Below are 26,941 nucleotides of genomic sequence, written 5' to 3'. Positions count from 1 at the left end.
GTGACAAACCCATAAGCAGTCTTTATAGATAAAATATGGAAATGACGACATTAGGTACAGTAGCCACAATTTGCTTCTTTTGCGCGCTAGTGCAATCACTCTTTTCGGGATTCATTTTAAAATTATCTGATGATTTAAAGAGCAAAAGACCTTATGTGTCGAGATTTTTGCACTTTGCTGGTGAACCAGAAATCGTTTTTGGTATGTGGGCCGCAGCATTTCTTGCTGTCTTGATGCTCGTCTCGGGATTTGAAGCGGGATTGAAGTGGGTTGATGAACGCAACTTCTCTGAAGTGGCTTTCGTTGTGGTTATCATGGTTTTGGCTTCTACAAGACCGATTACAGAGTTTGCAGAAAAAATCATTGGCAGTATTGCAAAGCTACTTCCTTTAAGTAAGCCCGAGGCTATGTACATTGCAGTTTTAATTATTGGTCCCTTATTAGGTTCTTTAATTACAGAACCTGCAGCGATGACGATCTCGGCATTGCTATTAAAGCGTCGTGTATTTGATCCTTTGGGTAAAGGTGTAGCTTCAAAGTTTTTCTACATCACATTGGCCACATTATTCGTCAACATCTCTGTGGGTGGTGCATTAACTCACTTTGCGGCTCCGCCGGTTCTGATGGTAGCTCGTATCTGGGATTGGGATACGCCATTTATGTTTATGACATTTGGATGGAAAGCGGTCATTGCAGTTGTCATTAATACGATTATTGCGTTCATGCTAAATCGTGAAACTCTGAAAACGATCAAGCCTCCGGTGCGTGATCCAAATGATATACCATTAAGAACTCCGTTTTGGATTACGGCTGTGCATTTAGCCTTCATGGTTCTGTGTGTGATGAGCGTACATCATCCTACATTTGTTATCGGTCTATTCATGTTCTTCCTTGGTTTTTACGATATCACTCGTGATAAGCAATCAGAAGTTCGTATCGAAGAAAGTATGCTGGTGGGTTTCTTCTTAGCCGGTTTGGTGACGTTAACCGCGAAGCAGGGTTGGTGGTTAAAACCCATTTTACAATCTATTGAAAATCTAGCGTTGTATGTCGGTACGCTGATTCTAAGTCCGATCACAGATAATGCGGCGATGACATCTTTGGCTGCGCAGGTTTCCGGATTATCTGATCAGTCGAAGTATTTGATTGTAGCAGCTGCTATCGTGGGTGGTGGTATGACGATCATCGCGAACGCGCCGAATCCTGCAGGTCTATCTTTATTGAAAGATCACATGCCAGGTAAAAGCTTAAGCGCGGGTAAACTATTAATGGGAGCATTGACTCCTACAATTATCACTGCACTTTTATTCTGGTTTCTGTAATTAGGGAAAATGCTGAGCTAGTCGATCGATTAACTGTCGATTAGCTTCCTCTGGATTGAGTTCAAAACTTCTTTCATGGATACGACTCGATATTTCTGTTTGTATCACGAAAAATATTTGTTTAATTAAAGCTCCGGAGTCTTGATTGTATCTGGGGTTGGTCAATATATGGTCCCAAATAAATTTTCTGGTTGGGGCAAAGAAAATGTGTGGTTCAGACTGATTCCATCCCTCAAGTCGAATCCGATTTAAGAAGTTTCGGCCTTCAATAGAGGTTTTCTCATCCTTGTCCTTGATGCTAGCACTTCGTAAGGCATCAGACATTGCAGAAGGACTATTTTCCTTCATAACAGCAATTATATCTGCGAATAACTCGTGGTATGATAAAACTGAAATTCGAGTGAACACAGATTTTTTAACTAAATCATTTAATTCGTCCATTTTCTCTGAAGACTTACCAAATGCTTTCTCTTTATCTTCTACTTTTCGTTTTAATTCTTCAATTAATGCCAAGTCCTGTAGTTTTTTAGCCTTAGCTAATTGAATCACAGCGCTTTCATAAGCATCTGAATTTTTACGAACGTCTTCGTGATAAACTGTTGCCATTTTCGCTTGCTGTTCAAATTCTGCATAATTTTTAATGGAATCTCTTAAATTCAATGAAAAGATATAATGACCATATTCATGAGCCAGAATGGTCTGGGCATATTTTGGATGTTTGGGCTTTCCATTTACTAAAAATTGTATTGGAAAAACTATTGTGTCGCTCCAATTAAATTCGGCATTGTCGCCTTGTCTTTCGATTTCTAATTTAACGGAATAGGGTACTTTAAGATTGTTACCAACAATCGCATTAATACCCATTATTGTATTTCTAGTCATTTCAACTTGAGAGGCTTTCAAGCCACTAAAAGATTCAATTTGTACTTCTGTAATAACTGGCTTTTCAATAGATGTAGAACTGTTAAACAGCTGACTACATGTCAGCCCTGCAAACAGTTTTAAAGGGAATAGAAGAAAACATAGGGAGAGGACTCTCATAGGTACAATAAGTATGAAAAAATCGTACCAGCTTGGGTCTATTGGAAGTGTGGTGCGCGGAGGGGGACTTGAACCCCCACGCTTGCGCATACGCCCCTCAAACGTACGTGTCTACCAATTCCACCATCCGCGCGCGCCCGTAGAGCTGTATTTTGGCCTTAACGTCTTTATATGGTCAATGCCTTAAATCAAACAAAATAGAGTTAGAAGAGCCCCCATATAAGGCTAGCTTATATTTATTATGAGTGGGTTTTTGTTAAATTTCTTAACCTAAAAGGGGTCCAGTAGTCGTCTTACCCTTAAGAGCACGGACGCTCCCCAGACGGAAACTAAAGATGACTAAGGATGGTTATCTAAACCCGTCGCCCCCGGAAAGCTTAAGCCACGGATGGCTTGAGCCTGAGTAAAGAAAGGAGCGAAAGTGACTGAGCTATATATTGTTTTTGGATTTTGTTCTCTCTACTCGAGTGTGGTCATTCTCTCCCTCTGGATGACGTACTCACAACGGGTAAGAGTTAGAATTAAATAAGGTTCCTCAAAGAAGGATCTTTAGGGTTTTGGTGGTTCCCCTCTAGATCTTCTTCAGCGGTAGCGACGAGCTACCGCTTTTTTTTTGTCTTTTGCTATGCTACTACTTCGTAGCATGAAGTTAGCTGATCTACAGTTTGATTTTCCTGAAGAGTTGATTGCCACATCTCCGGTAAGACCGACACGAGTTATGTGGGTCGAACCATCACAAGTTCCTGTTGAAATAACGATACCTGAACTGCTGCAAAAAATACCAGCAGGTGATGTTTTGGTTGTGAATAATACGAAAGTGCTTAAGCGCCGAGTTTTTTCAGAAGAAAATATAGAAATACTGTTTTTGGATCGGGTTGAGCAAAAAGCCAATAGCAATTTATGGAAAGTTTTATTCCCTTCGAAGAAATATAAAATAGGTGACGAGTTAAAACTGCCTCAGGGATTTACGATGAAGCTTGTCGAAAAAGGTCGACCGCAAATTGTCGAAGTTTTTCCGGCTATCTCTGATTTGGATTTCGCTACAATCGCTGAGCTTCCTCTGCCTCCTTATATTCAAAAAGCCCGACAAGAGCGTCATAATGTAGAAGCGGATGAAAGCTGGTATCAGACGGCTTGGGCCAGCCAAGCGGGTAGTATGGCTGCTCCGACGGCAAGTCTCCATTTTAATCGTCAAGACTTACAATCACTTGCTAGTAGAGGCGTCCACGTTATTGAACTCACTTTACATGTGGGATTAGGAACTTTTTTGCCTGTCACAGCTGAGGATTTAAGTCAGCATCAAATGCATTCTGAACAGTACGAAATTTCGGAAGACTCATGGTTGAAAATTCAAAAAGCAAAACAAGAAAGCTCTAAGGTTTGGGCTTTGGGTACAACGACAACACGAGTATTAGAGTCTGTATCCCGCACAGGAGTTTTAGCGGGAAGCACGGATATTCTTTTACAAGAGGGCAGTGAGTTTCAAATTGTGGATCGCCTACTGACAAACTTTCATCAGCCGGAGTCCACATTACTGGCCTTAGTTGCTGGTTTTTCTAGCTTAGATCGCGTTAAGGAAAGTTATAAATGGGCTATTCAGCATAAATTTCGATTATTTAGTTATGGTGACTTATCGGTCTGGCTCAAGTAAAAGAATTTCATGTCTACAGCACAACCCGTTTTAAAACTAGGCGAATTTAAGCTACACAAAAAATCTGGCAAAGCCCGTCGTGCGACGTTTATGACGGCCCATGGTAGTTTTGAAACTCCGACTTTTATGGCGGTTGGCACTAAAGCGACAGTGAAAGCTATGACACCAGAAGAGCTTAAGGACTGTGGGACGCAAGTTGTTTTGGGAAATACCTATCATTTACATTTACGCCCAGGTGAAAAGCTGATCAAAAAAATGGGTGGCCTTCATAAATTCATGAATTGGAATGGTCCGATTCTTACGGACTCAGGAGGCTTTCAGGTTTTCTCTTTATCAGGCCTTCGAAAAATGTCTGAAGAAGGGGTCGAGTTCAGTTCGCATTTGGACGGAGCCAAGTATTTTATCTCTCCAGAAAAAAGTATGGAGATTCAAATGGATCTTGGATCAGATATCATTATGGCCTTTGATGAGTGCTTACAATATCCTGCAACGAATGACGAGATTAAGCGTTCAATGGATCTGACTCATCGTTGGCTCCTGCGTTCGCATAAAGCCATGACCCGTGACCAGAGTTTATTGTTTGGAATTGTTCAAGGTGGATTGAGCCTTGAGCATCGTAAGTATTCCTTGCAGCAAGTAACCAGTGTGGATTTGCCGGGTTATGCTTTGGGGGGATTTTCGGTTGGTGAGCCCATTCATCTGATGCACGAGTTATTGCCTGATATCGCGCCATTAATGCCTGAAAATAAGCCACGTTATCTGATGGGTGTGGGAACGCCATTGGACCTTATTATTTCCATAGATGCCGGTGTGGACATGTTCGACTGCGTTTTGCCGACTCGTGTGGCACGTAATGGAACCTTGTACACATGGCAGGGGCGAATGAGCATCAAACGTCAGGAATATAAAGAAGACGCAGGCCCATTAGATCCAGAATGTGATTGTTATACGTGCAAAAACTATTCGCGGGCTTACCTGCGCCATTTGTTTTTAAGTGGTGAAATATTAGGCTCACGCCTGAATACAATTCATAATTTGCATTTCTACATGACTGTCATGGCGAAGGCACGTAAGGCCCTTGAGGAAGATCGTTGGGAAAGCTTCCGCGATGATTGCCTAACGCGTTTTGTAAGATCCGACAAACAATCCTAGCAAGTACTTGATCTCAAAACTGTTTAAGTGTTCAATTTTACTTTAAGTTTTTAAAGTTCAATAAACACGAAAGAGGTTTCTATGTTGAATTTGTTTTTTACTTCTTTAACAGCTTTTGCTCAAGCTGCTGACGCAGCTGCTACGGCTCAACAACCACCAGTATGGATGCAGTTTGTTCCATTCATCATCATCATTGGTGTGTTCTACATTTTTCTTATTCGTCCTCAAGCAAGAAGACAAAAAGAAACACAGGCTTTCTTGTCAGCTCTAAAAACGGGTGACCAAGTTATTACTCAATCAGGTATCTTGGGAAGAGTCAGTGGATTAAATGAACAAGTTGTCACTCTTGAGATTGCTCCAGAAGTGCAAATCAAAGTATTGCGCTCTCAGGTTTTGATGTCTCAATCTGTATTGCAAGCTAAGAAAGAAGGAAAATAAGAATGGAAGGCCTACGTGCAAGAACGTGGTTAGCCGTAATTGGTTTAGCCGCTGCTATTTCTTTTGTAGTTCCCAACTTCGTCGACACAAGCAACATTAGCTGGTGGCCGGCGCGAAAAATCAATTTCGGTCTTGATATTCAGGGTGGTCTTCACCTTGTCATGGGTGCCGATGTTGGTGGAGTTATTGCAACTTCAATTCACCGTCAAACAGAAGCTTTAAAAGTGGAATTCGCTAAAGAAGGCATTCCCGTTAAGTCTTACGATACAGCTAATGGCCGCAATGGTGAGTTTGTAATTCACGTGGCTTCGGCTGCTGATGCGCAACGAGTGGTAGCTCATATCCAAAAAAGCTACGGCACAGTATTGCAGGTGATTTCGTCTGATGCTGATTCTGTGGAAATTAAATATTTTGATGCTTACTTGTCTGAGCAGAAGCAAAACGTAATTTCTCAAGCGATCGAAACGATTCGTAATCGTATCGATGAGTTCGGTGTGGCCGAGCCATCAATTACGCAGCAAGGTGCAGATCGTATCCTTGTTCAATTGCCGGGTATGGCTGATGCTGAAAGAGCAAAACAGTTAATCAATACAACAGCTAAATTAGACTTCATGATTGTTTCCTACGAAAAAAGTCCTGAAGAATTAAGAGTGTTGATTGAGCAAGCTGAAAAAGCTGGAAACTATTCAATGGAGACATTGAAGTACTCAGATTATGTAACTCGCCTGAATCAAGATTTAGCTGGTAAATTACCTGCTAAAACAGTTGTATATTTTGAAAAAAGTGAAAATGCACGTTCTTTAGAAGTGGGATCTATTCCTTACTTATTAAGAACAGATACAGATCTTTCTGGTGATGTTTTGGATAATGCAGCCGTTGCCTTTGGTCAATTCGGTGAACCAGAAGTTTCTTTACGTTTTAACCCATTGGGTGCGAATAAGTTTGCGGACTTAACGGGTAATCACATCAATCAACAGATGGCAGTAGTTTTAGATAGAGTTGTAAAAACAGCGCCTAAAATCAATGCGAAGATTCCAAACGGACAAGCGGTTATTACATTAGGTTCAGTTGGCAATCGTGAAGACCAAATGAACGAAGCAAAATTGATTGCGACAGCATTAAGAGCCGGTGCATTACCAGCGAGCTTAGAGCAATTAGAAGAGCGTCGTGTTGGTCCTTCATTAGGTTTAGATGCTTTGGAACAAGCTAAAATGGGTTCATACGTAGGTGCAATCTTAGTTATGATCTTTATGGTGGTTTACTATAAAGGTATGGGTGTGATTTCTACTATTGGTATGGCGATCAATATCTTCTCGATGTTTGCTTTGCTGGGATCTTTAGGGGCCACTTTAACTTTACCAGGTATTGCAGGTATGGCCTTAACTGTGGGATTTGCCGTTGATGCCAACGTACTTATTAATGAGCGGATGAAGGAAGAGCTTGCTAAAGGGGCGTCGTTACAATCGGCAGTCCGTGAAGGTTATAACAAAGCCATGTCGGCAATTTTAGACTCTAACATAACTGTTTCTGCTACAGCTTTAATCTTGTTGTACTTTGGAACAGGGCCAGTAAGAGGTTTTGCTGTTACGTTGCTAGTGGGTATCGTGACGACATTATTTGGTAACGTATTTGTTTCAAAAGTTATGGTTGATAATTTGGTCTACCGTTTTGGTTTGAAGAAACTATCGGTATAGGAGTTTTGTATGTCTAAGAATAATTTACAGAACGAATCTTTTGGACGTTTTGATTTCGTAAAAAATATTGGAATTTTCGGAGGCCTATCTGCACTATTTGTAGTGGCTTCTTTAATCTACCTTGCAGTACAGGGCATTACCTACGGTATCGACTTTAAAGGTGGAACCGAGATTCAAGTGCGCTTTGAACAAAGTGTAACTATTGAAGAAGTACGTGAAAGCGTAGAAAAATTAAGTTTAGGTGAAGTGTCGGTTCAAGCTTTCGGTGATACAAGCGAATACATTATTCGTTTCATCGGTGAGCAAGGAGCTACAGATAAAGAAACGAATGATATCTTGAATGCCTCTATCACGAAAGTGCGTGAGACTTTAAACACTGAATTCGCAGACAAGGGCGTTGATATTCGCCGTGTGGATACAGTTGGTCCTCAAGTTGGTGCTGAATTGAAGCGTAATGGATTGTTAGCTGTATTTTACTGCTTACTGATCATCTTGATCTATATTTCTATGCGTTTCGATTACAAATATGCCCCAGGTGCAGTACTTTGCTTGGCCCATGATGCGATCATCACGTTAGCTATCTTTGTGGCAGTTGGAAAAGAAGTAAACATTCCAATCCTTGCGGCCATTCTGTCACTTATCGGTTTCTCGTTGAATGACACGATTGTCGTTTTTGACCGTATTCGTGAAACAGAGGGAATGTATAAAGACAAAGGCTATGCGTTTATTATCAACAAGGCGATCAACGATATGATCGGTCGTACGTTGATCACTTCAGGTACAGTTTTCGTTTCAGCGTTAAGTTTATACATCTTTGCTGGCGGAGTTGTTTCTGACATCGCGTTTGCTATTGCAGTTGGTATTTTCTTCGGTGCGTACTCATCTATTTACGTAGCGGCTCCATTGATCGTGGTCATGGAGAAAATGAAGAATCCTGCACGAGCAGTTTAAAGGCATTTTAACTTTTAAAGGTGTTCAGCATGTTTCAGTGGAAAGAGAAATCGGCACAAGTGTCGAAGCTGACAGGTCCCTTTCCAGATTTGATTGCCCGAGTTCTTGCCTCGCGAGGACTGACACAATCAGATTTGGATGAACTGCTGAACCCAAAGCTCAGTGACTTGAAAGATCCCTTTGTCCTAAAGGGGATGAAAGAAGCTACAGATCGTCTTGTAACCGCATTTAAAAATAATGAAAAAATATGTATCTATGCAGATTTTGATCTGGATGGAACAAGCGGTTTAGCTATTCTTAAATATGGTTTTGAAAAAATTGGCTTCCAGCACGTAGCTTATTATCAGCCTAAACGTCTCAGTGAAGGTTATGGATTTCATGCTGAAGCTGTTGAAGAACTTAAAAACTTAGGTATCAGTTTAATTGTCACCGTTGACGTGGGGATTACCTCATTCAAAGCTTTTGAAAAAGCTAAAGAGTTAGGTGTGGATGTTATCTTAACGGATCATCATTTGCCTGCGGATGAGTTGCCACAGGCACTTTGTATAGTAAATCCTAACCAGAAAGATTGCCCTTCGGGATTAGGTTACTTATGTGGGGCGGGTGTCGCTTTTTATCTTTTGCGTGCAGTTAAAAGAGCTTTTTATGATGATCCAGATTTGCCTAAGAATGAGTGGGACCTAAAAGAAGTTTTGGAGTTCTTCTGTATTGGGACATTGACGGATATGGTCCCGCTAGTTGGTGATAATCGCACACTGGTAAAATACGGGCTGAAAAGTTTCGGACAAACTCAAAAGGCTGGATTAAAAGCATTATTAGAAGCTCTTCGCTTACATGATCGTGAGCTGACATCACAGGATGTCGCTATTCGCTTTGCTCCTAAACTCAATGCGCTATCACGTATGGAGTCTGATATACTACCTGCGCAAATTTATTTAGAAACGGATCATCGCAAAGCCAATCAGATGGTAGATCGTATTCTGGAAAACAATGAGACTCGTCAGAGCTTACAAGGTGATGCGGAAGCGAAAGCCCTGAAGATTTTAGAGACATGGACTGAGCCGGATTTTGTCTATGTCAGCTCTCCATACTTCCATAGAGGTATTATCGGATTGATTGCGACAAAGTTGTCTCAACAATTTAATCGACCAGCCTTTGTAGGTTCAGAAAATTCCGAAGGGATGATTGTCGGCAGTTCTCGAACGCCGCAGGGTTCTGAAATCAGCCTAGTTGAGGCTCTGCGCTCTGCGGAAACAGTGCTCAATCGACATGGCGGTCATGCGGCTGCTGCTGGCTTTGAGCTTCATGCTAAAAACCAAGAGGCATTTAAAGGTTTTTTAAAAGCCTATTTTGAAAATGCAAAACATGAAAAAAGACCAATAGAAATTGATTTTGATACCACGGCAGATCTTTCTGAGATCAGCACCCATGTGATGAAGTGGTATGACTTCATCGGTCCCTTTGGTGTGGGCTTTCAAATTCCTTTGATAAAATTTGATCCCGTATCGCTTTTATCAATGAAAGAGCTTAAAGGGGGACACTATAAACTGTCGTTGTCTGATACGACCCACAGTCATAAAGTGGATGCTCTTGTTTTTTCACCAAGTGAAAAGTTAGTGGATCTTTTGTCTGTAGGTCAGCAATACCAAGTTTTAAGTGAACTTCAGTGGAATTATTTTAATGGTCGAAAGACTATTCAACTTTTGGTGAAGGATTTGAAGTTATTATGAGGAAGTCATCAGTTGTTTTACTTTCAGCAGGCCTTGATTCGACAGTGAATTTTTATGCGGCCATGAATGAAACCGATGTTAAGTTGGCTTTAACATTTGATTATGGCCAAAAAGCGGCCCCGAAAGAAATTGAGCGTTCAAAAATGATTGCAAACTTATTGGGGGTTCCTCATAAGATTGTCGAGCTACCATGGTTAAAAGACCTAGGAGCTTCTGCTCTGACTCAGGATCGTATGGCTATCCCAGCAGGCAAGTCAGCATTAGAAAACCCAAGTATGTCAGTGCAGACAGCCAAAGCAGTATGGGTTCCAAATCGCAACGGAGTCTTTTTAAATATTGCGGCGAGTTTTGCAGAAAGTCTTCATGCGCAATTAATCGTTCCGGGTTTTAATCGTGAAGAGGCAACAACATTTCCGGATAACAGTTTAGATTTTATTCGCTCGGCCCGTAAGGCTTTTAGTTACTCAACAGCCAATCACGTAGACGTTCAATGTTACACGATTGCAATGGCGAAGAATGAAATTGTCGATTTAGGCAAAAAAATGCGAGTTCCATTTGAAAGTATTTGGCCTTGTTATCAAGCCCGTGATCGCTGGTGCGGAGAATGTGAATCTTGCGAGCGCTCTAAACGTGCATTTAAGATGGCCGGATTGGATTTCAATTATCTTTACGAGAGGTATTAATGCAGCATCAGTATATTGATAGAACGATAGACTACGATGGATCGCAATTAAAGGCTCTTTATTCTTATGTAAATCACAGAATTCACGGGGACTCGATAGTTTCCTTTTCTGGTTTATGTGATGTGACTTTAGAGCACATGGTGGATGCCGAGGACTTTGTCGAAAGCGCCAAAATTAAATCAGATAAGATGTTGCATTTTATCGTCGAGATATTTAGTCATAATTTAATGACGGCTGTGACCTTGCAACGTCTATTGGTTTCCCATGCTCATCAAATTTTGGCAGAAAAAGGTCATCGTTTTGAGCGTGATGGGGATGATCTGTATTTAAATAAGAAAAAATTAAGCGTGTCTATAGCCTCATGTTCTGCTGTTTCGGCTATGATTCACTTGGGTATTAATATTGAAAATGCAGGGACTCCGGTACCTACATGTGCCTTGTCAGATTTGGGAATAGTTCCAAAGGAATTTGCACTAGAGTTAATGCAGAGATTCTGTAGTGAATACAAATCGATTGTTGGGGCGACACAAAAAGTGCGCCCTCTGGATTACTAACTGATTATCCCTTATCTTGCGGAGCTTCGTCAGAAGTTTTGATCTTTGTTGTCGCGTAGGCGTGATTACAAAGCAAACTGGCGATACGTCGATATTCACTTAATAAATCTAAGTGAATAGAGCTGGTGTTGATGGTCTCGCGTAGACCTTGATTAAGGCGAGAGATATGATTTTCGCGGTACATCGTTTCTAACTTTGCAAGATCTCGTTTAAGCTCAATAGCCAATTCACACATTTGCGGATTGTCATAGGCATTGATACCCATAGAAGCCACTTTGACTACTTGTTCATGCATTTTTTGAATTTCACTAAGACCTTGCGATGAAAACTCTAATCTCAAAGCATGTTTTTTGACAGCAAGAGTTCTGATATTAATATCAATAGAGTCCGCCGCGCGCTCAAGATCACTAATGAACATAATCATCTTCATAATATTTTGGTGCACAACCGTTGTGCTTTGATTGGCGTGATCTAGAAGGAACATTTTAATTTCACGATATAAAAAATCCACTTGGTTATCGCGATCTTTGATGGATTGAACCAGCGTGGTGTCTTCGGTTTCAAAAAGATGAACCGAATCTTTAATCATATTTAAAACGATATCTGCCATACGCATAATTTCACGTTGGGCATAAGAAATCGCTAAAGAGGAGTTCTGATAAGTATTAAGAGTTAAGAATTCTGCTCCAAACTCATCTGAAGGTCCTTTAGGGAACATTTTTTCAATAAGCTCAGCCCCTTTGCGAATAAAAGGGAAGAAAATCATAGCCGAAGCCACGTTAAAGAAGAAATGTGAATTTGCGATCATACGGCTTGGCGTTGCTTGGAAGCCTTCAACAAATTGTAGAAAGTAGCTAGTTAAAGGGTAGAAGATAATAACACTTAATGTCTTATAGAAGAAGTGAGCCCATGCGACTTGTTTGCCAATATAGTTGCTACCTACAGAAGCGAAGAGCGCAACAGATGTCGTTCCGATATTGGCTCCGTAGACCCATAGCACGGCATCGTGAACAGAGATCACACCAGCCGACGCCAAGCTCATCGCCAGACCGATAGTCACGGCACTACTTTGAACAAAAGCGCAGAAGATAACAGCCGCGATGAAAGAGTAAAAAGAGTTATCACGAATAGATTGAAAGAAATCCGCTAAAATTTCAAGCTGCGAAAAATAATGGGCACTGGTCGAAATCATTTTAAGACCAATAAAAAGAAGCGCGAATCCCATAAAGACGGTGGCGATATTTTTAATAACTTGTTTTTTTGCAAGGAAGAAAACAATGAAGCTCAAAGAGAATATAGGTAGTGCGTACGAAGACAAATCAAACGAGATCAATTGAACTGTCAGTGTGGATCCAATAGCGGTACCAACAATAATACCCATGACTTGAGCCAGCTTAATAACACGCGCATTTCCAAGGCCCACCAGCATGGACGTAACAGCCCCAGAACTTTGCAGAATAGTCGTTAAGCCAATACCGATGCCGATAGAAAGAAACTGCGAAGATGACAGTTTATTCATAAGGCTTGTGATTTTAGTGGCCATGAGTTTTTCAAGGCTTGTGGAAGCCATTGAACTTCCGTACAAGAACATGGCAACACCGGCGATCAAAATAATGAAATAGGAATTCTGGAAGTCCAACATGGAAAAAGAGCGCTCCTTAAAAGTTTTGAGATGGACATTGTCCGCGGGATTAATCAAAGTAATCTTATGCCAAATCAGCAAAATAAGCAAATTATAGAGGTCGTGGCTTTGGCGTTAAGAAATACAGTCAGCGGGCGGTTTTTATTGGCCCGTAGAAAAGCTGGCGGAAGTGGCGCAGGGGAATGGGAGTTTCCCGGTGGCAAGCTAGAAGTGGGCGAGTCGCCACAGGCAGGTCTTGTGCGTGAAATCCAAGAAGAGCTACTTTTTGACCTTTCGGGTCGTTCTTTGTTTCGCGTGGGCTCCCATGTTCATAATTACTCGGGGCGCCTGATCAGAATTGAACTGTGGTTGGCTGAAGTCGATTTTAGTCCTGAATTTCAATTGGTAGATCATGACGAGGTGAATTGGTACGAACTGTCACAAATGTCAGAAGTTAATTTAAGTGAAGGTGATAAGACCTTTATTTCTTTGTTAAATTCCTATTCAAGATAAAATTCTTTTTCTTTCGCAGATGGTAGTGGACAGCTTTCCAATTTACCAAACCAACGATAGCGATTGTCGGCAACATACAGATAAATACGATCACGCCAGTTTTTAGGAAGTGTTTTGAAGACTCGAGCAATAGCTTTCCATGGACCAGCTAAATTGTTAAGAATCTGATAAAGAGCTTCGGATTGTGTGTAATATTGGCCATCTTGAAAATAAACGACGCTGTTAAGGCTTAAGGGGTCTGATGTATCTGTGATCTTTGTTAGTTTTTGTGCGGCCGTTTTTGATTGCAAAGACGAGAAACGAAATACTTTTTTGCGGTCTAAACGCTGTACAATTTTGATAAATCGATTGCATAACGGACATATTCCATCAAAAAAGATGATTCTTTCCATATAAGTATACTAAACTGTTAGAGGGTAGGAGTCGAGAATGTCAGGGGCGTCCGAGCAAGTTTTTTATATATTACCTCTAACCAATATGAACCTATTCCCTCATACCACTAAGCCCTTAAATATCTTTGAGGCTCGCTACATCGAGATGGTGAATAAGTCCGTAGAAGAGGGAATTCCTATTGCTATGTGTTTTGTTCCTGAAGGCACTCAAGAGATTCGCCCTATTGCGGGCTATGCAATTCCACAAATTATTGAAAGACGTCTGGATGGTACATTACTGGTATTTATGGCCTGTAAGGGGCGAGCCCTTCTGGATTTAAACTCCATTCAGACAGAGGGACTCATATCGAGTATGAAAGGGAAAGCCATCGTAGAGGAAGGCCAAATAGAGGATTCCTTGCGCCCTCAATACTTGCTGTTAAGTGAGGTGCTGGTGCGTTGGCTTGTTCGCCATGTGGCTGATGTGGAACAAAGGGACCTGTTTATTAGTAATCTAACAGGTCCTAAAGAGGTTGTCGGAGCTTTTGCGGCCTATCTGATTTATGACTATGACCTTCAATATGAAGTGATCGAGATCCCTTCACTCAGTGATCAAATCAGATTTCTTTATCGTTTGCTGGAGTCGGGTAAGTTAACCAACGTGTGAAGTAAACGTCCCCAAAGAGCATGTGCAATAAATAAGTGAGCTAACTTTAATGGTATTGGCGATAATGTCAGTAAAGTGACAACTCCGATGGCGAAGGCAAATAAAAACTCTAAAGCTAAGCGGCTGAGGTTTTTATGAAAGCACCAGACAATAAAGGTGACGCTGATGATAGACGCAATAAGTGGATGTAAGACACGTAGTTTAACAAATAGATGTGTGTCACTAGAGAAATCCTGTAAGATTCCTTGCCAAAGGGAAATGCTAGGGAACAGTGTTGTCGACAGAGATGCAATAGCTCCTGTCAATGGCAGAGCAATAAACAAAACTAAAAGAATAGGCTGTTGCAGGCGAATTTTTTCAAATTTTTGCTTTAACACGACATAGAGTAAGAAAGTAACTCCGGTCAGCATAAAGCTATTAATTTGATGTAAAGACATGACGAATAGGCGTGAAATCGAGTCGTTAACAGTGACGAGCTGGCCTTTAACGAGTAGCGCCCCCAATAGAGCCTCTGATGTCATGAAAATAAGAAGCAAGGCATTCAGTCGGCGAACGGCAGTGGAAAAATGTCCTCTGAGTTTAAAGAAGACAAATATAACAATCAGACCATAGAGACCGCTCATCATGCGGTGTGAATATTCGACCCATGTTTTCTTTTCAGTGAAATCAGGAATAAATTCGCCGCCGCAAAGAGGCCAGTGATCACCGCAGCCATCACCTGAATGGGATATGCGGACCCATGCCCCCCAAAGAATAACAAGTAAAGTGTAAATCCAAAGCCAAAAAAGAAAACGAGACCAAAATTTAGAGTGCTCTGAGTCCCATTTAGTTGTGTTTGTCATGGGCCAAGATTAGACCTGTTCTAGGAATGGATCAATGATTTTTCTGGCATTTATTCTAGCGCGTAGAACAGAAAGAAAAATAAAAACGCCTCCTGTTTTTCTGTCTAAAAAAAGCATATCTTGTGGAGGAGGGCGTAAGGCAAAGTTTCGGAACTGAAGAGCTGTTTTTACAACGCGACTTGGAAGGTCATTTTGTTTCCAATCATAAGTGCCATCTGCCGCGACTTTATTGTCTACATTGCGTGGATCTGATGGGCTCCAAAATGGTTCTACAGTTTGGAAGCAAAAGTCTTCAAATATTTTTTTATATTCTTCTGTATCTTGATCGTTGATAAATCCCATATTTTGAGCGGCTTCAAAAAATAGCGGGCGATCGAAGATAATAGCCCCTTTGATCATTTTTCTATAATGCCCAATAAAATTATCACTAAATTCTGTAGTGGCTCCGAAATCTAATAAGACAATACGATCTTGTCCTTTTCCGGAAGAGTCTAATTGGATTTTATAATTTCCTAAGTGAGGATCGGTTTGAACATAGTTCCAGTCAAAAATTTCTTTAAAGTAAAGTTCAATGAAGTTTTCGGCCAAGCGATTTCGCCTAGCTTCTGATATGGCCTGTACTAAATTGTGATCTGCTTTGAGGCCATCAATATAAGTGGTCGCTAAAACACGTTTGTTGGAATAACGAGCATGCACTTCAGGAACGATGTAGCGATTATCTTCTTTTAAAAGTTCGAAGTAGCGCTGAGTTTTCTGGGCTTCTAAGGTGTAATCCAGCTCTTGCCTCATCATGGATTTGATCTCGTCAAAAACTTTTGTGAGGTCGATCCCTGAAGGAAGAATTTTAGAAACAGAAAGGATTTTCTTTAATGCGGCCACATCCGAGTCGATAGCTTTGTCGACATCGGGATACTGAATTTTAAGAGCGATTTTTTGGCCTGAGCTTTTTACTGTGGCCAAGTGAACTTGCCCCATAGAGGCTGTGCCAATAGATTCGGGATTGATATCTAATTCTTTAATCAGGTTATCATCTAGATAGGTACGTAGATGTTTCTCCATCACGTACCATTCAAAAGGAGTTGAATCAGATTGCAGAGCTTTTAAAGCATGATTAGCTTCGGCCGGAAGAAAGTGTTCTCCGTACATCGACAGCATTTGGCCAGCCTTCATAAGGCTACCTTTAAGTTCACCGAATTCTTTCGCTAGTTGTACTGTTTGAGAATTAATAAAGCTTTCTATCGGCGTATTCGTGACTTTTGTGGACGCATATTTGATGCCAGCGTTAATACCAATCTTAGCTAGACTCAGGCTTCTAGACAAAACAGAACTTTTGATTTGAGAAAGCTTTTTTTTACTTTCGCTCATTCGTAAATATAATTTAGCATAGTATTACTTTTGAAAGAAGATTTTTATTTTTTTACTATTTTTTGAGGGACCAATATGAAGATATTGCTTACAGGGGCCACAGGTTTAGTCGGTAATGATGTTGGTAAACAATTAGTCGAGCGCGGGCATACTGTTGTGGCTGTGACTCGTAATCGAATAGAAGCTCAACAAAAACTAAGCTACAAAGCAGAAATTATTGAGTGTGATTTGACCCGCAACATTTTGTCGCATGAGGCATTTGTAGGCGTCGATGCCATAGTCAACTTAATGGGTGAATCGGTGGATGGGCGCTGGACCTCGAAAAAGAAAGAAAAAATTCGTAAGTCCCGAGTGATGGCCTCTAAACACTTGCTACAAAATTGTCCCGAGCAAGTGAAGACCATAGTCTCAGCCTCAGCCATAGGTCTGTATGGAGATCGTGGTGAGGAGTCGTTGACGGAATCTTCAGAGGTGGGGCAAGGGTTTTTATCGGAAGTCTGTCAGCTTTGGGAAGGTGTGATTATGCGGGCTTCGATTGAGCGAAAAGTAATTTTGCGTCTGGGAATGGTGCTTTCTAGAAAAGGTGGAGCACTTAAGAAATTACTTTCAATTTTCAATAGAAACCTTGGTGCAGAATTAGGTTCTGGGAATCAGTGGATGAGCTTTATTGCTTTAGACGATCTGGTAAATCTTATCTGTGAGGCTGTTGAAAATAAGCAGTATAATGGGGTGATTAATGCGGTATCGGGGAATCCTGTTCGCAATAAGGATTTTACAGAATCGCTCTGCCAGTTCTTAGAAGTTAAAAAAATGCCAAGAGCTCCGGAGTTTGCTCTAAAAATAGCCCTAGGGCAAATGTCAGAGTTGGTGCTTTCGTCGCAAAGAGTGACTTCCAGTATTTCTCTAGAGCTAGGCTTTGCGATAAAATACCCAGACCTTGAGTCCATTTTAAATCATGAGTTGAGTCATTTGAAAAAAGGATGCTCTTTGTTTTATGCGGAACAGTTTATTCCCCATGGAGTAGATGAGGTTTTTGATTTTTTCTCAAATCATGAAAACTTAGAAAAGATCACTCCCAGCTTTTTGAATTTTAAAATTCAAAAAGCTTCCAGCCCAAAGGTGCAGCAAGATAGTATTATTGATTATCGTCTGAAGGTACGGGGTGTTCCGGTTAGATGGAGAACCTTGATTCGCCGTTGGGAGCCGCCTTATTATTTTGCGGATATGCAGGTGCGAGGTCCTTATGCCTATTGGGATCATTCGCATTCTTTTAAAAAGGTAGTTGGGGGCACGCTTATGGTGGATGAGGTTTGCTATAAGTTACCTCTTGGGAGTCTAGGAAAACTGGTGGCCGCAGGCTTCGTTGAAAGCGATGTGGGACGGATTTTCCAGTTTCGTCGTAAGGTCATTTCGACCTATGATTTCAGAGATAAATCGGTGTGATATAGATCTAAATTGACGCACTATAGTCTGGCAGATCAGTTTGTGTAAAAATATAATGTTTGGTATAAATAAAGACTTTGTATAAGACTGTTTATTAAGCAGTCTATAGTTGGTTTTAAATATAAGAAAGGCTTTCGTTATGTCACAAGACACACTTCCAATCACTCTACGTGGCAAGTTACTATTAGAAACTGAGCTTAAAAAATTAATTCATGAAGAACGTCCTAGCGTTATCCGTGCGATTGAAGAGGCACGCGCTCAAGGTGATATCAGTGAAAATGCGGAATACGATGCAGCTAAAGAAAGACAAGCGCTTATCGAAGGACGCATTGGTGAAATTCAAGGTAAATTAGCAGGTGTTGAAGCTATTGATCCAGCTACAATCAAATCTGATAAAATCGTATTTGGTGCTACTGTTGAAATTCAAGACACAGAAAGTGAAGAAACTTTCACTTATCAAATCGTAGGCGTTGATGAAGCTGACGTGAAAAAGGGGATGATCTCTATTATCTCTCCTTTAGCGCGCGCTTTAATTGGTAAAGCCTCAGGCGATTTAGTAGTCGTTCAAAGTCCAAAAGGCGATAAAGAGTACGAGATTATATCCTTTAAATATGTGTAGAGTTTAACGCATGAGTCGCGCAGTCATAGATCAACCGGGTCTGAGAATCTTGATCGTTGGTCTTGCGCTATCTGTTTTTCTTGGGCTTGCTGTTCGTTCGCAGATTGCAGAGTCGCGAGTCCAAGGTTACCTCAATAAAAGTGTTGATCGTCTACAAAGGGAATTCACTGTCGATTACGAAACGGCCCGAGTTAACCTATCTAGCTGGGGGCTTCCACTTCCAGCTTTAATCATTACGAATATACGACTGAGTCCAAAGGCACATGCTTGCCAAAGTTCACAAATTTTTGTGGACGAGCTGGAAGTGCCTATTTCATTCATAACGATTTTAGGCTTAAGTAATAAAGTCCCGAAAATCAGAGCCAAGTCTGTTGAGCTTCGAATCACCGATATTGAGTCCTGCTTAGGAGGTGCGGCTAAGAAACGTACTGTACGGCAAGACTCGTTGGTAGCTCCAACTCCGGTAAGCGCGGATGTGGCGGCAGAAGGGGCTGTCTCGCCTGTAGTTGCCAATGATAATGAGGTGAGCGGTGTCTTTACTAAAAAGACAAGAGCCGAACTTAAAGAAGTCTATGTTGAAAAACTTAAATTCATTACAGATAAGAAGCCAGATCAGCCAGTTTTATTAAGACAAGTGAATTTAGAGTTCGATTATGCGAATAACCTATTAAAAGAAGTTAACCTTACATCTAAAATTAATGCGATTAAAGATCAGCGATCAGATTTATATTTTCTGAATGCCAATGTTGTAGCTTCATTTAAAAACACTCCGACCAAACAAATTGAAAGCTTTATTAATCTAAAAGGTAAGCTTTTGGATGGTGATACAAATGTATTTCTATATTCACTTTCAGAGTCACATAAAATATCTTACGAATGGAGTGTTAGTCGTGTTTCTTTGAAAGCGTTGACTCCTTTCTTTGACAGTGTCGATGATGTGAACGTGGCCATTAATGTGGATAGATCTCCGACCTCTGTCAGCTTCACTAACAGCGGAGAGATTTTCTTAGACAAGGGCGGTTCTGCAGAGTCTAAGTTTAGAGACTTTAATTTGAGTGTCGAGAATGGATCTTTATCAATAAAAGAACTTTCATTGGCCTATGAAAAATCCCGATTGAAGTTGAAGCCCTTTGTGTTGCAAATGCAATCCATTCCTTTAGCGAAAGTTAAGGATTTTGCTCGTATTAAAGATAAAATGAGCAGTTTTGCTAGTTTGGGACAGATATCCGGTGAACTGAACTACAGCAATGAACGTTCTTTTAAGTTTAATGGTCATATCAATAACGTTCAGGCTGTTTTTTCGAATCGTGGGCGTCGTGATTTACAGAATATTGACCAAGCTCAATTGTGGATGTCCAGCGACGAAAGAGAGTTAAAGGTTCGGGCGCAAGACTTTGTAATTAATGGACAAAATGTTGTCGGACGGCTTGATGTGGCTCATTTTTATGAAAAACCACGCACCATTGCACAATTTAAAATTGTAGGTAACTTGTTCAGTTCGAAGATATGGGAGCAATTCACTTATGTCGAACAGGCCCCAGTGATTGATATCCTATGGGATTATAAAAAAGAACAAGATGAGGTTCATGATATCAAAGTTAAAGTTGATAGTGTCTCGTTACCAGGAATTCAATTAAGTCAAATTCAAGTGGATATGGATCAGACATTCTCAGAGGTGCCTGAGCGCAATAAGCTAACATTAAGTTTGAAACCAGCTCGGGTTATTGTGAATCAAAGTTTTCTAGATCAGCCCGTAGTCGCTCAAATCTTCAATCCTGCACATGGGATTAACTTAAGAGCATTAACGAGTACAAAAACACAGCTTAACTTCTTCGGTGCTGACTGGAAGAATATCGATTTTGTTTTAGACTCAACGTTTCTGGGTGATCTTAACCTGAAGTCTGAAACTCGTTTAACTCTAAAAGGTAGAGCCGAGGCGGAAAAAGGTCTTTTGGCAAAACTGCAGTTACAAGATAAAAAGCAGACTTATAAGTTTGAGCTGATAGCTCTGCCTGAGGGTGATGTTCAAGTTCGTTCGCAAAAGTAGGGGAACGCAAAAGTAAGGGCATTATGATTTGGTTACAAGATGACACAATCAAAGAATGGCTTCCGCGATTACAGGCCCATCGTGGGTATCACGAAAAATTAGAAGAAAACACAATAGAGGCTATTCAGGCAGCTCATGTATTGGGTTATAAAATGTGTGAGTTTGATGTGCGAATGACTTTAGATAAAGAAGTTGTTTTGTTTCATGACCCTGAAATATTAGGTCAAGCGATCAGCTCACTTAATTATAATGAACTTCGTAGTATGAGGGCTGTGACCAAACTAGATGAGGTCTTACTGTGGCTTCGGGACACGAAAGAATTTAAGCTGAATATTGAAATAAAATCCACAGAAGTAGTCAGCTTCCAGCTTGAAAAAAAGGTCTGTGAGCTGGTGGCAAGATTTAATCTTGAAGATCGAGTTCTTGTTTCGAGTTTTAACCCTGTTAGCCTTTACAAAGTTAGACTCTTCAATTCAAAAATTTTTCGAGCCTTGCTGCTGAGCTTTGAAAAGGATGAAAAGAACACGTTGCTGATTAGGTCGGGTTTTTTAAATTATTTAGCGAAACCTCAAGTCTTACATTTAAGAGCAGAGGACTATTCGAGGCATTTTAGAAATTTAGGAAAAAAGATACCGATTGTACTGTGGACTGTAAATGATCCAGAAGTTTATTTGCAGAACAAAGCTGAAGTTCATGGGATTATCTCGGATAAGATAACCCCAGAGTTATTTTCTCAACTTTAAGAGTTGTGTTCTTTTTTCTCAGTTTGCTCAGTGTGAACAGTAGTATTTTGTTGCTGCTGTTGCTGATTCAGTTGAGCTTGTTGTTGCGGAGGAACATTTTTCGACTCAGCATCAAGTTCATTTAAACCATCTTTGAAACCTTTAATAGCTTTACCGATGGATTGCCCCAACTGAGGTAAGCGGCTAGGACCGAAAAAGATCAAAAGGATCAGCACCAATATCAGTAAATGAGGTAAGCTAAATTGTCCCATAAAGACTCCTTATAGTTATTGTGTTATGTTTGTGATTTCGTATTATCCTGAGACTGTTGCGATGCTTGATGAGGGCTAACATCTTTCGCCTCAAGATTAAGTTCGTTTAAACCTTCTTTAAAGCCACGGATTGCTTTACCTAATGATTGTCCAAGTTGCGGGAGCTTACTTGGACCAAAGAAAATCAAAAAGATAAATAACAATATCAGAATATGCGATAGGCTAAACTCACCCATAAATGCTCCCAGAATGACTATAGTCTACCGCTTAATTGTTTTGGGATCAATAGCGTCCTGTAGACCATCTCCAACATAGTTGAAGCTAATCGTAACGAACAGGATCAGTAACCCAGGCAATATAGCAAGGAATGGGGCTTGGTAAATGAGCTCTTGAGCATTAAACAACATATTACCCCAGCTAGGAGTCGGCGGCTGGATACCTAAGCCTAGGAAGCTCAGTGCAGCTTCAAATAGAATAGATTCGCCTACACCTAATGTGACTGATACCAGTAAGGGAGCAATGACATTGGGGAACATATGACGAGTGATAATCGTGAAGTCGGTGGCACCTAAAGTTTTCGATGCCAAGATAAACTCACGCTCTCTCAAAGTGAGAATACTTCCGCGCACAAGGCGGGAAACGGGCATCCAAGAGAACACACAAAGAATTAGGATAAGCTTTAAGGTGCTTTCGCTACCGGATGATAAAAGCTGATTTAGAATCGGTACTTTTTGGAGGTCAATCGCGGCCATAACGATCAACACGGGCATTAGCGGCAATGACAAGAGGGCATCTGTGATACGCATTAAGATGGCGTCAATAAGGCCGCCATAGTATCCCGCTAAAGCGCCCACAATTAGACCTATAAGTGCTGAAAACACAGCAACAAGAATACCCACGCCCATCGAGATACGGGTTCCGTAAACAAGGCGCATCAGAACGTCGCGGCCTAGCTCGTCTGTTCCAAAAAGATGGAAAGTCTCAAATTTATTGGCGATTTTTCGTAGGTCAGACTTCGTGCTACTGTCGATATTAAGATATTTAATGGCAGCAAGGGCTTTACGTTTGTCGAAACGAGACCATTCGTAAATAGCATCTTCAGGATCTGCAGAGCTGACAAACTCTTCGTGGATCAGCTCGGTTTGAACTTGAGCTGCTTTTTCGGGATTGTTTTGGATAAAGAGGCGAACTTCCGTTTCTCTTTTATCCACACTAGCGCTGGCATAAGTGAAAGGTGGTTTGTAGCGATTAAACACGTTTTGTGTTTCCGCATCAACACCCATAAAAGAAGCAATAAGTGGAGCTGTTAAAGCCACTGTCAGGAAAAATAAAATGGTATAGGCGCCAATAACCGCGGCTTTATGCTCTTTGAACTGGTTATAAATGATACGCGAAAGGCTTTGTACTTTTTCGAGTTCAGCAATTTGCGATTTGCTCATATTGGTCGAGTGGCTATTGTCTACATTTTTCTTAGCTTCCATGGTGTGTCCCTATTTGAATGAAACGCGAGGATCGACCACGCCATATAGAATATCTGCAATTAAATTCATAATCAGAACCATACTGACTGAAATGATAAAGGAAACCATCGCCACGTTGAAGTCATTGGCCATGATGGAAGAATAAATCAGTCGTCCAGCTCCAGGATAAGCAAAAAGAGTTTCAGTGATAAGAGCTCCTGAGAAAATAGAAGACAAGCTCAAAGCGACAACTGTGATTAACGGAATAAGTGCATTACGGAACCCGTGTCTCCAGATAACAGTCTGAGACGACAAGCCTTTAGCTTTGGCTGTACGGATAAAGTCATTTCTCATCGCTTCCATCATAGAGGAACGGGTAAAGCGAGCAAAGCGCCCGATAGACAAAATAGAAAGAGAAAGCACCGGTAGAATCAAGTATTTGGCTTTATCCATTAACTCATCGAAGAAGCCATCATAGCGCATTCCTGTGGTTTGGTAGCCTCCGGCTGGTAGGACATTCAGATTCACAGCAAAGACGATAATTAAAACGATACCCAACCAAAAAGAAGGGACTGAAATTCCTGCAAAGCTAAATAGATTTACGAAATAATCTAATTTCGTATTGGGTTTAAGGGCGCACAAGATGCCAATTGGAACTGCAATCAAAAGAGAAAATACCAATGAGGTCATTGATAAAGTGAATGTAGCCGTAAGCGCCGGTCCCATCATTTCTGTTACTGGAATGCGATAAGTACGAGAGTATCCTAAATCGCCCTTAGCGATGTCGGATACCCAGTTAAAGTAGCGCTTATAGATAGGTTGATCTAATCCGTAGAAATCGCGAAGACGTTGTACGTCTTCCGCGGTGATTTTAGGATTGGCTGAAATCATCAGCTCGACAGGATCGCCTGGCATAAGACTCATAAGTCCAAAGCATATATAAGACAGGATGATAATAACCACCACTGTCTGTGCAATCCTACGTAAGATGAAATTAACCATGTTTGATCCTCGTCAGCTAAAAACTTACTCTAAAGTCCACTTTTCAACTTGGTTTGTTTCTGGGAACTGATGTCCTGTTAAACGGTAGTTTTTCAACTGAGTTGGTATTACCGCCACATCTGATCTGTAGTACAAAGGTAATACAGGAACTTCATCAGTGTAGTATTTCAAAATTTCGTGAATTAACTGCACGCGTTTTTCGTGTGAAAACTCAGCGTCCAAAGCGAGTAATAATTCATCTACTTTTTTGTTTTTCCAGTTCATGTGGTTTTGTCCAGAATAACCATTTTTAGCAGATGGAACATTCGTAGATAAGAATGTCGATTTTGGATTGTTTTCAGGTGAAGAAATCCAAGCAAATAATGCCATTGAGTCAAATAGACGTTTTTTCGTTGTTTCACCGAAGAAAACACGAGCAGGCTCATTCTTAGCATTCACTTCGATGCCAACCTGTTTCCATCCATTTTGCAGATAAACCTGTACTAACTCGCGAGTTTTGTTTCCAGCTGTCGTCATTAATGTAAATGAAAGACGCTTTCCGTTTTTAGTACGAATGCCATCGGAGCCACGTTTCCAGCCAGCTTCATCTAATAACTTTTCGGCATCGCGCGGAGAGTAGTTATAGATAACCACTTTTGAAGGATCGTCAGTGTACCAAGGATCTTTCGGAGTGATGTTGTGAATTGCTGGAGGTTGTTTGCCCTCAAATAAAGACTGCACTAGCTCTTGACGATTGATGGAGTAGTTTAAAGCTTTACGTACTTTAATATCGGCTAAAGCGGGGTGGTCCAAGTTCAAGTCGATGTGTTCATACGTCGTACTTGGTTGGAACAAGACATTGTAGGGAAGATTTTCAGCTTTAACTTTCTTTTCGAAAGCAAGGGCTTGATCTAATGCTAGGCCCAGAGTCGAAATCATATCAATCGTGCCCGAGCGCAAGTTCGCTTCCATTGTTCCCGTATTCGGGATCAATTTGACAATGATCTTTTGAATTTTAGGAGCTTCGCCATAGAATGTTGGATTTGGCGCAAATGTGACGTGATCACCTAATTGGATATCAGTCATTAAGTAAGGGCCGTTATAAAGACCTTTGTTGTAGGGATCTTTAACATATACAGAGTTTTTCTCGTAACCACCATTTTCAGTACCATAAGTGTTGAAAACTTTTTCTTCGATATGTTTTGGAAGAGGGTAGAATGTACCTAGTTGGTAGAAATCCCATTTAGGTTTTTCATATGTAAAAGTACATTTCTTAGGGTTGTCAGCCGGAGCTGTGATTTTTTCAACCTGAGTGTAAACTTCTTTTTCGCCGATACTTACAGTAGCTGCTGAAGCTACTTTCACAGCGAAGGCAAAGTCGGCGCAAGTCACTGGTGTGCCATCACCCCAAGCGGCATTGTCTAGGATTTCCCAAGTAGCTTCAATTTTTTTAACGCCACCAACTGTGACCAGCTTAGCGCCGCCATTTTCTAATGTTGGGATAGACTTTGCTAATTGTGGAACCCATTTTCCGTCAGCATCGATAGTCACCAGTGTACGGTTAACCATTTTTTGCATGATAGTTGTTGCTAACATGGTGGCGATTAAAGGATTGAAGTTTTCAAACTCCTGAGAAATACCGATTTTTAATTCAGTATTGTTTAGGCTTGAGCTTGTTGTAGTGCTGGCTGCAGGTGCTGAGCCATCAGCCGGCGCTGCCGTTTCTTTTTTCGTGCACGATAATGTCAGAAGCAAGATCGCTGCCGACAGGACTCTGATACTTTTTTTCATAAAGTCTCCTTTAAATTGCGTTCTAAATCTTTGTCTAAATCTACATGACATGCTTTGAAGTGTTCAGGCGCGATAGCCTCGAACTCTGGAACCACTTCGGAACATTTTGCCACTTTATAGGCGCAGCGTGGGTGAAAGGTGCAGCCTGAAGGTGGATTGATCGGGGAAGGAATTTCTCCGGTCAAAATTTTACTCATTTTCTTCTTACCCATTCCGATGCTTGGGATAGAAGACATCAGGGCGCGAGTGTAAGGATGTTGAGGGTTTTTGAAAAGCTCATCGCGCGAGGCCATTTCAACAATTTTTCCTAGATACATAACTGCAATGCGATCGCAAACGTGTTCGATGACAGAAAGATCATGGGAAATAAAGATGTAAGTTAAGTTTAAACGCTCTTGTAGATCTTTTAATAGATTTAATACCTGAGCTTGAATAGAAACGTCCAAGGCGCTGACCGGCTCATCGCAAATAATCAGTTTAGGATTCAAGGCTACGGCGCGAGCAATAGAGATACGTTGACGTTGTCCGCCTGAAAACTCATGCGGATAGCGATTCACATGGGATGCCTTTAGGCCCACAAGCTCTAGGAGTTGTTTAACGCGTATTTCACGCTCTGCTGGCCCCAATAAACCATGAATTTTGAAAGGCTGTTCGATGATTTGTCCAACAGTCATACGCGAGTCTAAAGAAGCATAGGGATCTTGGAAGATCATTTGGATGTCGCGACGTTTTTGGCGTAATTCGCCACCTTTAAGATTTAAAAAATCACTTCCATCAAATTTTATAGAGCCCGCTGTGGGCTCATAAAGTCTGATCAGAGTGCGGCCAAGCGTTGATTTTCCGCAGCCAGATTCACCAACGAGTCCCAGTGTTTCCCCGCGTCTTACCGAGAGGTTAATCTCTTCAACAGCTTTTACCTGTCCCACTTCGCGCATAAAAAATCCCTTTTTAATGGGGAAGTATTTTTTTATGCCTCGGGCTTCAAGAATAAAATCACTCATGATGTCACCC

26 protein-coding genes and 1 tRNA gene are annotated in these 26,941 nt (G+C 41.1%); 15 read left to right on the top strand and 12 right to left on the bottom strand.

The annotated features are described in order from the left end of the window. Positions 1 to 35: 35 nt before the first annotated feature. Positions 36 to 1,322 carry a putative Na+/H+ antiporter gene (locus tag A11Q_RS07160; protein WP_015470132.1) on the top strand — a complete coding sequence of 429 codons (1,287 nt, stop codon included), beginning with the start codon at positions 36 to 38 and terminating at the stop codon, positions 1,320 to 1,322. Here the strand turns inward: A11Q_RS07160 and A11Q_RS07155 are convergent, their stop codons facing one another. After that, positions 1,323 to 2,453, bottom strand: a complete 1,131-nt coding sequence (locus A11Q_RS07155) for a hypothetical protein (RefSeq protein WP_083860494.1) — start codon at positions 2,451 to 2,453, stop codon at positions 1,323 to 1,325. Beyond that, positions 2,414 to 2,496: transfer RNA gene (locus A11Q_RS07150), tRNA-Leu, on the bottom strand. Before A11Q_RS07150 ends, A11Q_RS07155 begins: the two co-directional genes overlap by 40 nt. Before the next feature lie 510 nt (positions 2,497 to 3,006). On the opposite strand from A11Q_RS07150, the gene A11Q_RS07145 reads away from it, so the two are divergent. The 8 genes from A11Q_RS07145 (at position 3,007) to A11Q_RS07110 (ending at position 11,216) form a co-directional block, all read left to right on the top strand. Then, positions 3,007 to 4,014, top strand: coding sequence for an S-adenosylmethionine:tRNA ribosyltransferase-isomerase (locus A11Q_RS07145; RefSeq protein WP_015470130.1), 1,008 nt, complete (start codon positions 3,007 to 3,009; stop codon positions 4,012 to 4,014). Positions 4,015 to 4,023: 9 nt separating this feature from the next. Beyond that, on the top strand, positions 4,024 to 5,166 hold the full coding sequence (gene tgt / locus A11Q_RS07140) for a tRNA guanosine(34) transglycosylase Tgt (RefSeq protein WP_015470129.1): 1,143 nt from the start codon (positions 4,024 to 4,026) through the stop codon (positions 5,164 to 5,166). Positions 5,167 to 5,247: 81 nt separating this feature from the next. Beyond that, positions 5,248 to 5,604: a preprotein translocase subunit YajC gene (gene yajC, locus A11Q_RS07135; RefSeq protein WP_015470128.1), complete on the top strand. Its 357-nt coding sequence runs from the start codon at positions 5,248 to 5,250 to the stop codon at positions 5,602 to 5,604. Between the two features lie 2 nt (positions 5,605 to 5,606). Then, on the top strand, positions 5,607 to 7,298 hold the full coding sequence (gene secD / locus A11Q_RS07130; protein ID WP_015470127.1) for a protein translocase subunit SecD: 1,692 nt from the start codon (positions 5,607 to 5,609) through the stop codon (positions 7,296 to 7,298). 9 nt (positions 7,299 to 7,307) lie between these two features. Further along, positions 7,308 to 8,249, top strand: a complete 942-nt coding sequence (secF, locus tag A11Q_RS07125; protein WP_015470126.1) for a protein translocase subunit SecF — start codon at positions 7,308 to 7,310, stop codon at positions 8,247 to 8,249. A gap of 29 nt (positions 8,250 to 8,278) precedes the next feature. Next, positions 8,279 to 9,979, top strand: a complete 1,701-nt coding sequence (gene recJ / locus A11Q_RS07120) for a single-stranded-DNA-specific exonuclease RecJ (RefSeq protein ID WP_015470125.1) — start codon at positions 8,279 to 8,281, stop codon at positions 9,977 to 9,979. Continuing rightward, a complete protein-coding gene (gene queC, locus A11Q_RS07115) occupies positions 9,976 to 10,662 on the top strand; it encodes a 7-cyano-7-deazaguanine synthase QueC (RefSeq protein WP_015470124.1) in 687 nt (228 codons plus the stop codon). Before recJ ends, queC begins: the two co-directional genes overlap by 4 nt. Continuing rightward, positions 10,662 to 11,216, top strand: a complete 555-nt coding sequence (locus A11Q_RS07110; protein WP_015470123.1) for a DUF366 family protein — start codon at positions 10,662 to 10,664, stop codon at positions 11,214 to 11,216. The genes queC and A11Q_RS07110 overlap by 1 nt, the downstream gene beginning before the upstream one ends. Positions 11,217 to 11,220: 4 nt before the next feature. Here A11Q_RS07110 and A11Q_RS07105 read toward each other — a convergent pair whose 3' ends face one another. Beyond that, positions 11,221 to 12,858, bottom strand: a complete 1,638-nt coding sequence (locus A11Q_RS07105) for a Na/Pi cotransporter family protein (RefSeq protein ID WP_015470122.1) — start codon at positions 12,856 to 12,858, stop codon at positions 11,221 to 11,223. A gap of 66 nt (positions 12,859 to 12,924) precedes the next feature. Between A11Q_RS07105 and A11Q_RS07100 the strand changes: the two genes are divergently transcribed. After that, positions 12,925 to 13,350 carry a (deoxy)nucleoside triphosphate pyrophosphohydrolase gene (locus A11Q_RS07100; RefSeq protein WP_158320359.1) on the top strand — a complete coding sequence of 142 codons (426 nt, stop codon included), beginning with the start codon at positions 12,925 to 12,927 and terminating at the stop codon, positions 13,348 to 13,350. On the opposite strand, the gene A11Q_RS07095 is transcribed toward A11Q_RS07100, so the two are convergent. Beyond that, positions 13,338 to 13,742, bottom strand: coding sequence for a thiol-disulfide oxidoreductase DCC family protein (locus A11Q_RS07095; RefSeq protein ID WP_015470120.1), 405 nt, complete (start codon positions 13,740 to 13,742; stop codon positions 13,338 to 13,340). The two genes, A11Q_RS07100 and A11Q_RS07095, sit on opposite strands and share 13 nt — an antisense overlap. Before the next feature lie 37 nt (positions 13,743 to 13,779). Between A11Q_RS07095 and A11Q_RS07090 the strand changes: the two genes are divergently transcribed. Beyond that, positions 13,780 to 14,388 (top strand): LON peptidase substrate-binding domain-containing protein, encoded by a 609-nt coding sequence (locus A11Q_RS07090; protein WP_015470119.1) that lies wholly within the window; start codon positions 13,780 to 13,782, stop codon positions 14,386 to 14,388. Here the strand turns inward: A11Q_RS07090 and A11Q_RS07085 are convergent. Together A11Q_RS07085 and A11Q_RS07080 are read right to left on the bottom strand one after the other, a co-directional pair. Then, a complete protein-coding gene (locus A11Q_RS07085) occupies positions 14,349 to 15,230 on the bottom strand; it encodes a COX15/CtaA family protein (protein WP_015470118.1) in 882 nt (293 codons plus the stop codon). The two genes, A11Q_RS07090 and A11Q_RS07085, sit on opposite strands and share 40 nt — an antisense overlap. A gap of 9 nt (positions 15,231 to 15,239) precedes the next feature. Next, the gene (locus A11Q_RS07080; RefSeq protein WP_015470117.1) at positions 15,240 to 16,595 is read right to left on the bottom strand and encodes an ABC1 kinase family protein; all 1,356 of its coding nucleotides are present in this window, start codon (positions 16,593 to 16,595) and stop codon (positions 15,240 to 15,242) included. A gap of 75 nt (positions 16,596 to 16,670) precedes the next feature. On the opposite strand from A11Q_RS07080, the gene A11Q_RS07075 reads away from it, so the two are divergent. The 4 genes from A11Q_RS07075 to A11Q_RS07060 all read left to right on the top strand — a co-directional run bounded on the left by A11Q_RS07075 (position 16,671) and on the right by A11Q_RS07060 (position 21,447). Continuing rightward, complete coding sequence (locus A11Q_RS07075; RefSeq protein ID WP_015470116.1) at positions 16,671 to 18,038, top strand: TIGR01777 family oxidoreductase; 1,368 nt, start codon at positions 16,671 to 16,673, stop codon at positions 18,036 to 18,038. A 139-nt stretch (positions 18,039 to 18,177) separates the two neighbouring features. Next, positions 18,178 to 18,657 carry a transcription elongation factor GreA gene (gene greA, locus A11Q_RS07070; RefSeq protein WP_015470115.1) on the top strand — a complete coding sequence of 160 codons (480 nt, stop codon included), beginning with the start codon at positions 18,178 to 18,180 and terminating at the stop codon, positions 18,655 to 18,657. A gap of 10 nt (positions 18,658 to 18,667) precedes the next feature. Further along, positions 18,668 to 20,704 (top strand): hypothetical protein, encoded by a 2,037-nt coding sequence (locus A11Q_RS07065; RefSeq protein ID WP_015470114.1) that lies wholly within the window; start codon positions 18,668 to 18,670, stop codon positions 20,702 to 20,704. 23 nt (positions 20,705 to 20,727) lie between these two features. Then, positions 20,728 to 21,447, top strand: a complete 720-nt coding sequence (locus A11Q_RS07060; RefSeq protein WP_015470113.1) for a glycerophosphodiester phosphodiesterase — start codon at positions 20,728 to 20,730, stop codon at positions 21,445 to 21,447. Here the strand turns inward: A11Q_RS07060 and A11Q_RS07055 are convergent. Genes A11Q_RS07055 through A11Q_RS07030 form a run of 6 tightly spaced genes read right to left on the bottom strand, consistent with a single transcriptional unit; the run spans position 21,444 to position 26,931 of the window. Continuing rightward, positions 21,444 to 21,698 carry a twin-arginine translocase TatA/TatE family subunit gene (locus tag A11Q_RS07055; RefSeq protein WP_015470112.1) on the bottom strand — a complete coding sequence of 85 codons (255 nt, stop codon included), beginning with the start codon at positions 21,696 to 21,698 and terminating at the stop codon, positions 21,444 to 21,446. The genes A11Q_RS07060 and A11Q_RS07055 overlap by 4 nt on opposite strands. A gap of 23 nt (positions 21,699 to 21,721) precedes the next feature. Beyond that, positions 21,722 to 21,934, bottom strand: coding sequence for a twin-arginine translocase TatA/TatE family subunit (gene tatA, locus A11Q_RS07050; protein WP_015470111.1), 213 nt, complete (start codon positions 21,932 to 21,934; stop codon positions 21,722 to 21,724). A gap of 24 nt (positions 21,935 to 21,958) precedes the next feature. After that, positions 21,959 to 23,179, bottom strand: coding sequence for an ABC transporter permease (locus tag A11Q_RS13530; protein ID WP_015470110.1), 1,221 nt, complete (start codon positions 23,177 to 23,179; stop codon positions 21,959 to 21,961). A gap of 9 nt (positions 23,180 to 23,188) precedes the next feature. Beyond that, positions 23,189 to 24,160 carry an ABC transporter permease gene (locus tag A11Q_RS07040; RefSeq protein ID WP_015470109.1) on the bottom strand — a complete coding sequence of 324 codons (972 nt, stop codon included), beginning with the start codon at positions 24,158 to 24,160 and terminating at the stop codon, positions 23,189 to 23,191. Positions 24,161 to 24,184: 24 nt separating this feature from the next. Continuing rightward, complete coding sequence (locus tag A11Q_RS07035) at positions 24,185 to 25,930, bottom strand: peptide ABC transporter substrate-binding protein (protein WP_015470108.1); 1,746 nt, start codon at positions 25,928 to 25,930, stop codon at positions 24,185 to 24,187. Next, a complete protein-coding gene (locus A11Q_RS07030; RefSeq protein ID WP_015470107.1) occupies positions 25,927 to 26,931 on the bottom strand; it encodes an ABC transporter ATP-binding protein in 1,005 nt (334 codons plus the stop codon). The genes A11Q_RS07035 and A11Q_RS07030 overlap by 4 nt, the downstream gene beginning before the upstream one ends. Positions 26,932 to 26,941 lie beyond the last annotated feature (10 nt).

Origin of the sequence: Pseudobdellovibrio exovorus JSS, from assembly GCF_000348725.1 — a bacterium.
Taxonomy (GTDB): Bacteria; Bdellovibrionota; Bdellovibrionia; order Bdellovibrionales; family Bdellovibrionaceae; genus Pseudobdellovibrio; species Pseudobdellovibrio exovorus.
This window is presented reverse-complemented; position numbering and strand designations above follow the sequence as displayed.

Excerpts from the sequence above, each read along its gene's own strand:
- A11Q_RS07160 (WP_015470132.1), top strand. The coding sequence starts at position 36 with ATGGAAATGACGACATTAGGTACAGTAGCCACAATTTGCTTCTTTTGC.
- A11Q_RS07155 (WP_083860494.1), bottom strand. The coding sequence starts at position 2,453 with ATGCGCAAGCGTGGGGGTTCAAGTCCCCCTCCGCGCACCACACTTCCA.
- A11Q_RS07145 (WP_015470130.1), top strand. The coding sequence starts at position 3,007 with ATGAAGTTAGCTGATCTACAGTTTGATTTTCCTGAAGAGTTGATTGCC.
- tgt (WP_015470129.1), top strand. The coding sequence starts at position 4,024 with ATGTCTACAGCACAACCCGTTTTAAAACTAGGCGAATTTAAGCTACAC.
- yajC (WP_015470128.1), top strand. The coding sequence starts at position 5,248 with ATGTTGAATTTGTTTTTTACTTCTTTAACAGCTTTTGCTCAAGCTGCT.
- secD (WP_015470127.1), top strand. The coding sequence starts at position 5,607 with ATGGAAGGCCTACGTGCAAGAACGTGGTTAGCCGTAATTGGTTTAGCC.
- secF (WP_015470126.1), top strand. The coding sequence starts at position 7,308 with ATGTCTAAGAATAATTTACAGAACGAATCTTTTGGACGTTTTGATTTC.
- recJ (WP_015470125.1), top strand. The coding sequence starts at position 8,279 with ATGTTTCAGTGGAAAGAGAAATCGGCACAAGTGTCGAAGCTGACAGGT.
- queC (WP_015470124.1), top strand. The coding sequence starts at position 9,976 with ATGAGGAAGTCATCAGTTGTTTTACTTTCAGCAGGCCTTGATTCGACA.
- A11Q_RS07110 (WP_015470123.1), top strand. The coding sequence starts at position 10,662 with ATGCAGCATCAGTATATTGATAGAACGATAGACTACGATGGATCGCAA.
- A11Q_RS07105 (WP_015470122.1), bottom strand. The coding sequence starts at position 12,858 with ATGTTGGACTTCCAGAATTCCTATTTCATTATTTTGATCGCCGGTGTT.
- A11Q_RS07100 (WP_158320359.1), top strand. The coding sequence starts at position 12,925 with ATGCCAAATCAGCAAAATAAGCAAATTATAGAGGTCGTGGCTTTGGCG.
- A11Q_RS07095 (WP_015470120.1), bottom strand. The coding sequence starts at position 13,742 with ATGGAAAGAATCATCTTTTTTGATGGAATATGTCCGTTATGCAATCGA.
- A11Q_RS07090 (WP_015470119.1), top strand. The coding sequence starts at position 13,780 with ATGTCAGGGGCGTCCGAGCAAGTTTTTTATATATTACCTCTAACCAAT.
- A11Q_RS07085 (WP_015470118.1), bottom strand. The coding sequence starts at position 15,230 with ATGACAAACACAACTAAATGGGACTCAGAGCACTCTAAATTTTGGTCT.
- A11Q_RS07080 (WP_015470117.1), bottom strand. The coding sequence starts at position 16,595 with ATGAGCGAAAGTAAAAAAAAGCTTTCTCAAATCAAAAGTTCTGTTTTG.
- A11Q_RS07075 (WP_015470116.1), top strand. The coding sequence starts at position 16,671 with ATGAAGATATTGCTTACAGGGGCCACAGGTTTAGTCGGTAATGATGTT.
- greA (WP_015470115.1), top strand. The coding sequence starts at position 18,178 with ATGTCACAAGACACACTTCCAATCACTCTACGTGGCAAGTTACTATTA.
- A11Q_RS07065 (WP_015470114.1), top strand. The coding sequence starts at position 18,668 with ATGAGTCGCGCAGTCATAGATCAACCGGGTCTGAGAATCTTGATCGTT.
- A11Q_RS07060 (WP_015470113.1), top strand. The coding sequence starts at position 20,728 with ATGATTTGGTTACAAGATGACACAATCAAAGAATGGCTTCCGCGATTA.
- A11Q_RS07055 (WP_015470112.1), bottom strand. The coding sequence starts at position 21,698 with ATGGGACAATTTAGCTTACCTCATTTACTGATATTGGTGCTGATCCTT.
- tatA (WP_015470111.1), bottom strand. The coding sequence starts at position 21,934 with ATGGGTGAGTTTAGCCTATCGCATATTCTGATATTGTTATTTATCTTT.
- A11Q_RS13530 (WP_015470110.1), bottom strand. The coding sequence starts at position 23,179 with ATGGAAGCTAAGAAAAATGTAGACAATAGCCACTCGACCAATATGAGC.
- A11Q_RS07040 (WP_015470109.1), bottom strand. The coding sequence starts at position 24,160 with ATGGTTAATTTCATCTTACGTAGGATTGCACAGACAGTGGTGGTTATT.
- A11Q_RS07035 (WP_015470108.1), bottom strand. The coding sequence starts at position 25,930 with ATGAAAAAAAGTATCAGAGTCCTGTCGGCAGCGATCTTGCTTCTGACA.
- A11Q_RS07030 (WP_015470107.1), bottom strand. The coding sequence starts at position 26,931 with ATGAGTGATTTTATTCTTGAAGCCCGAGGCATAAAAAAATACTTCCCC.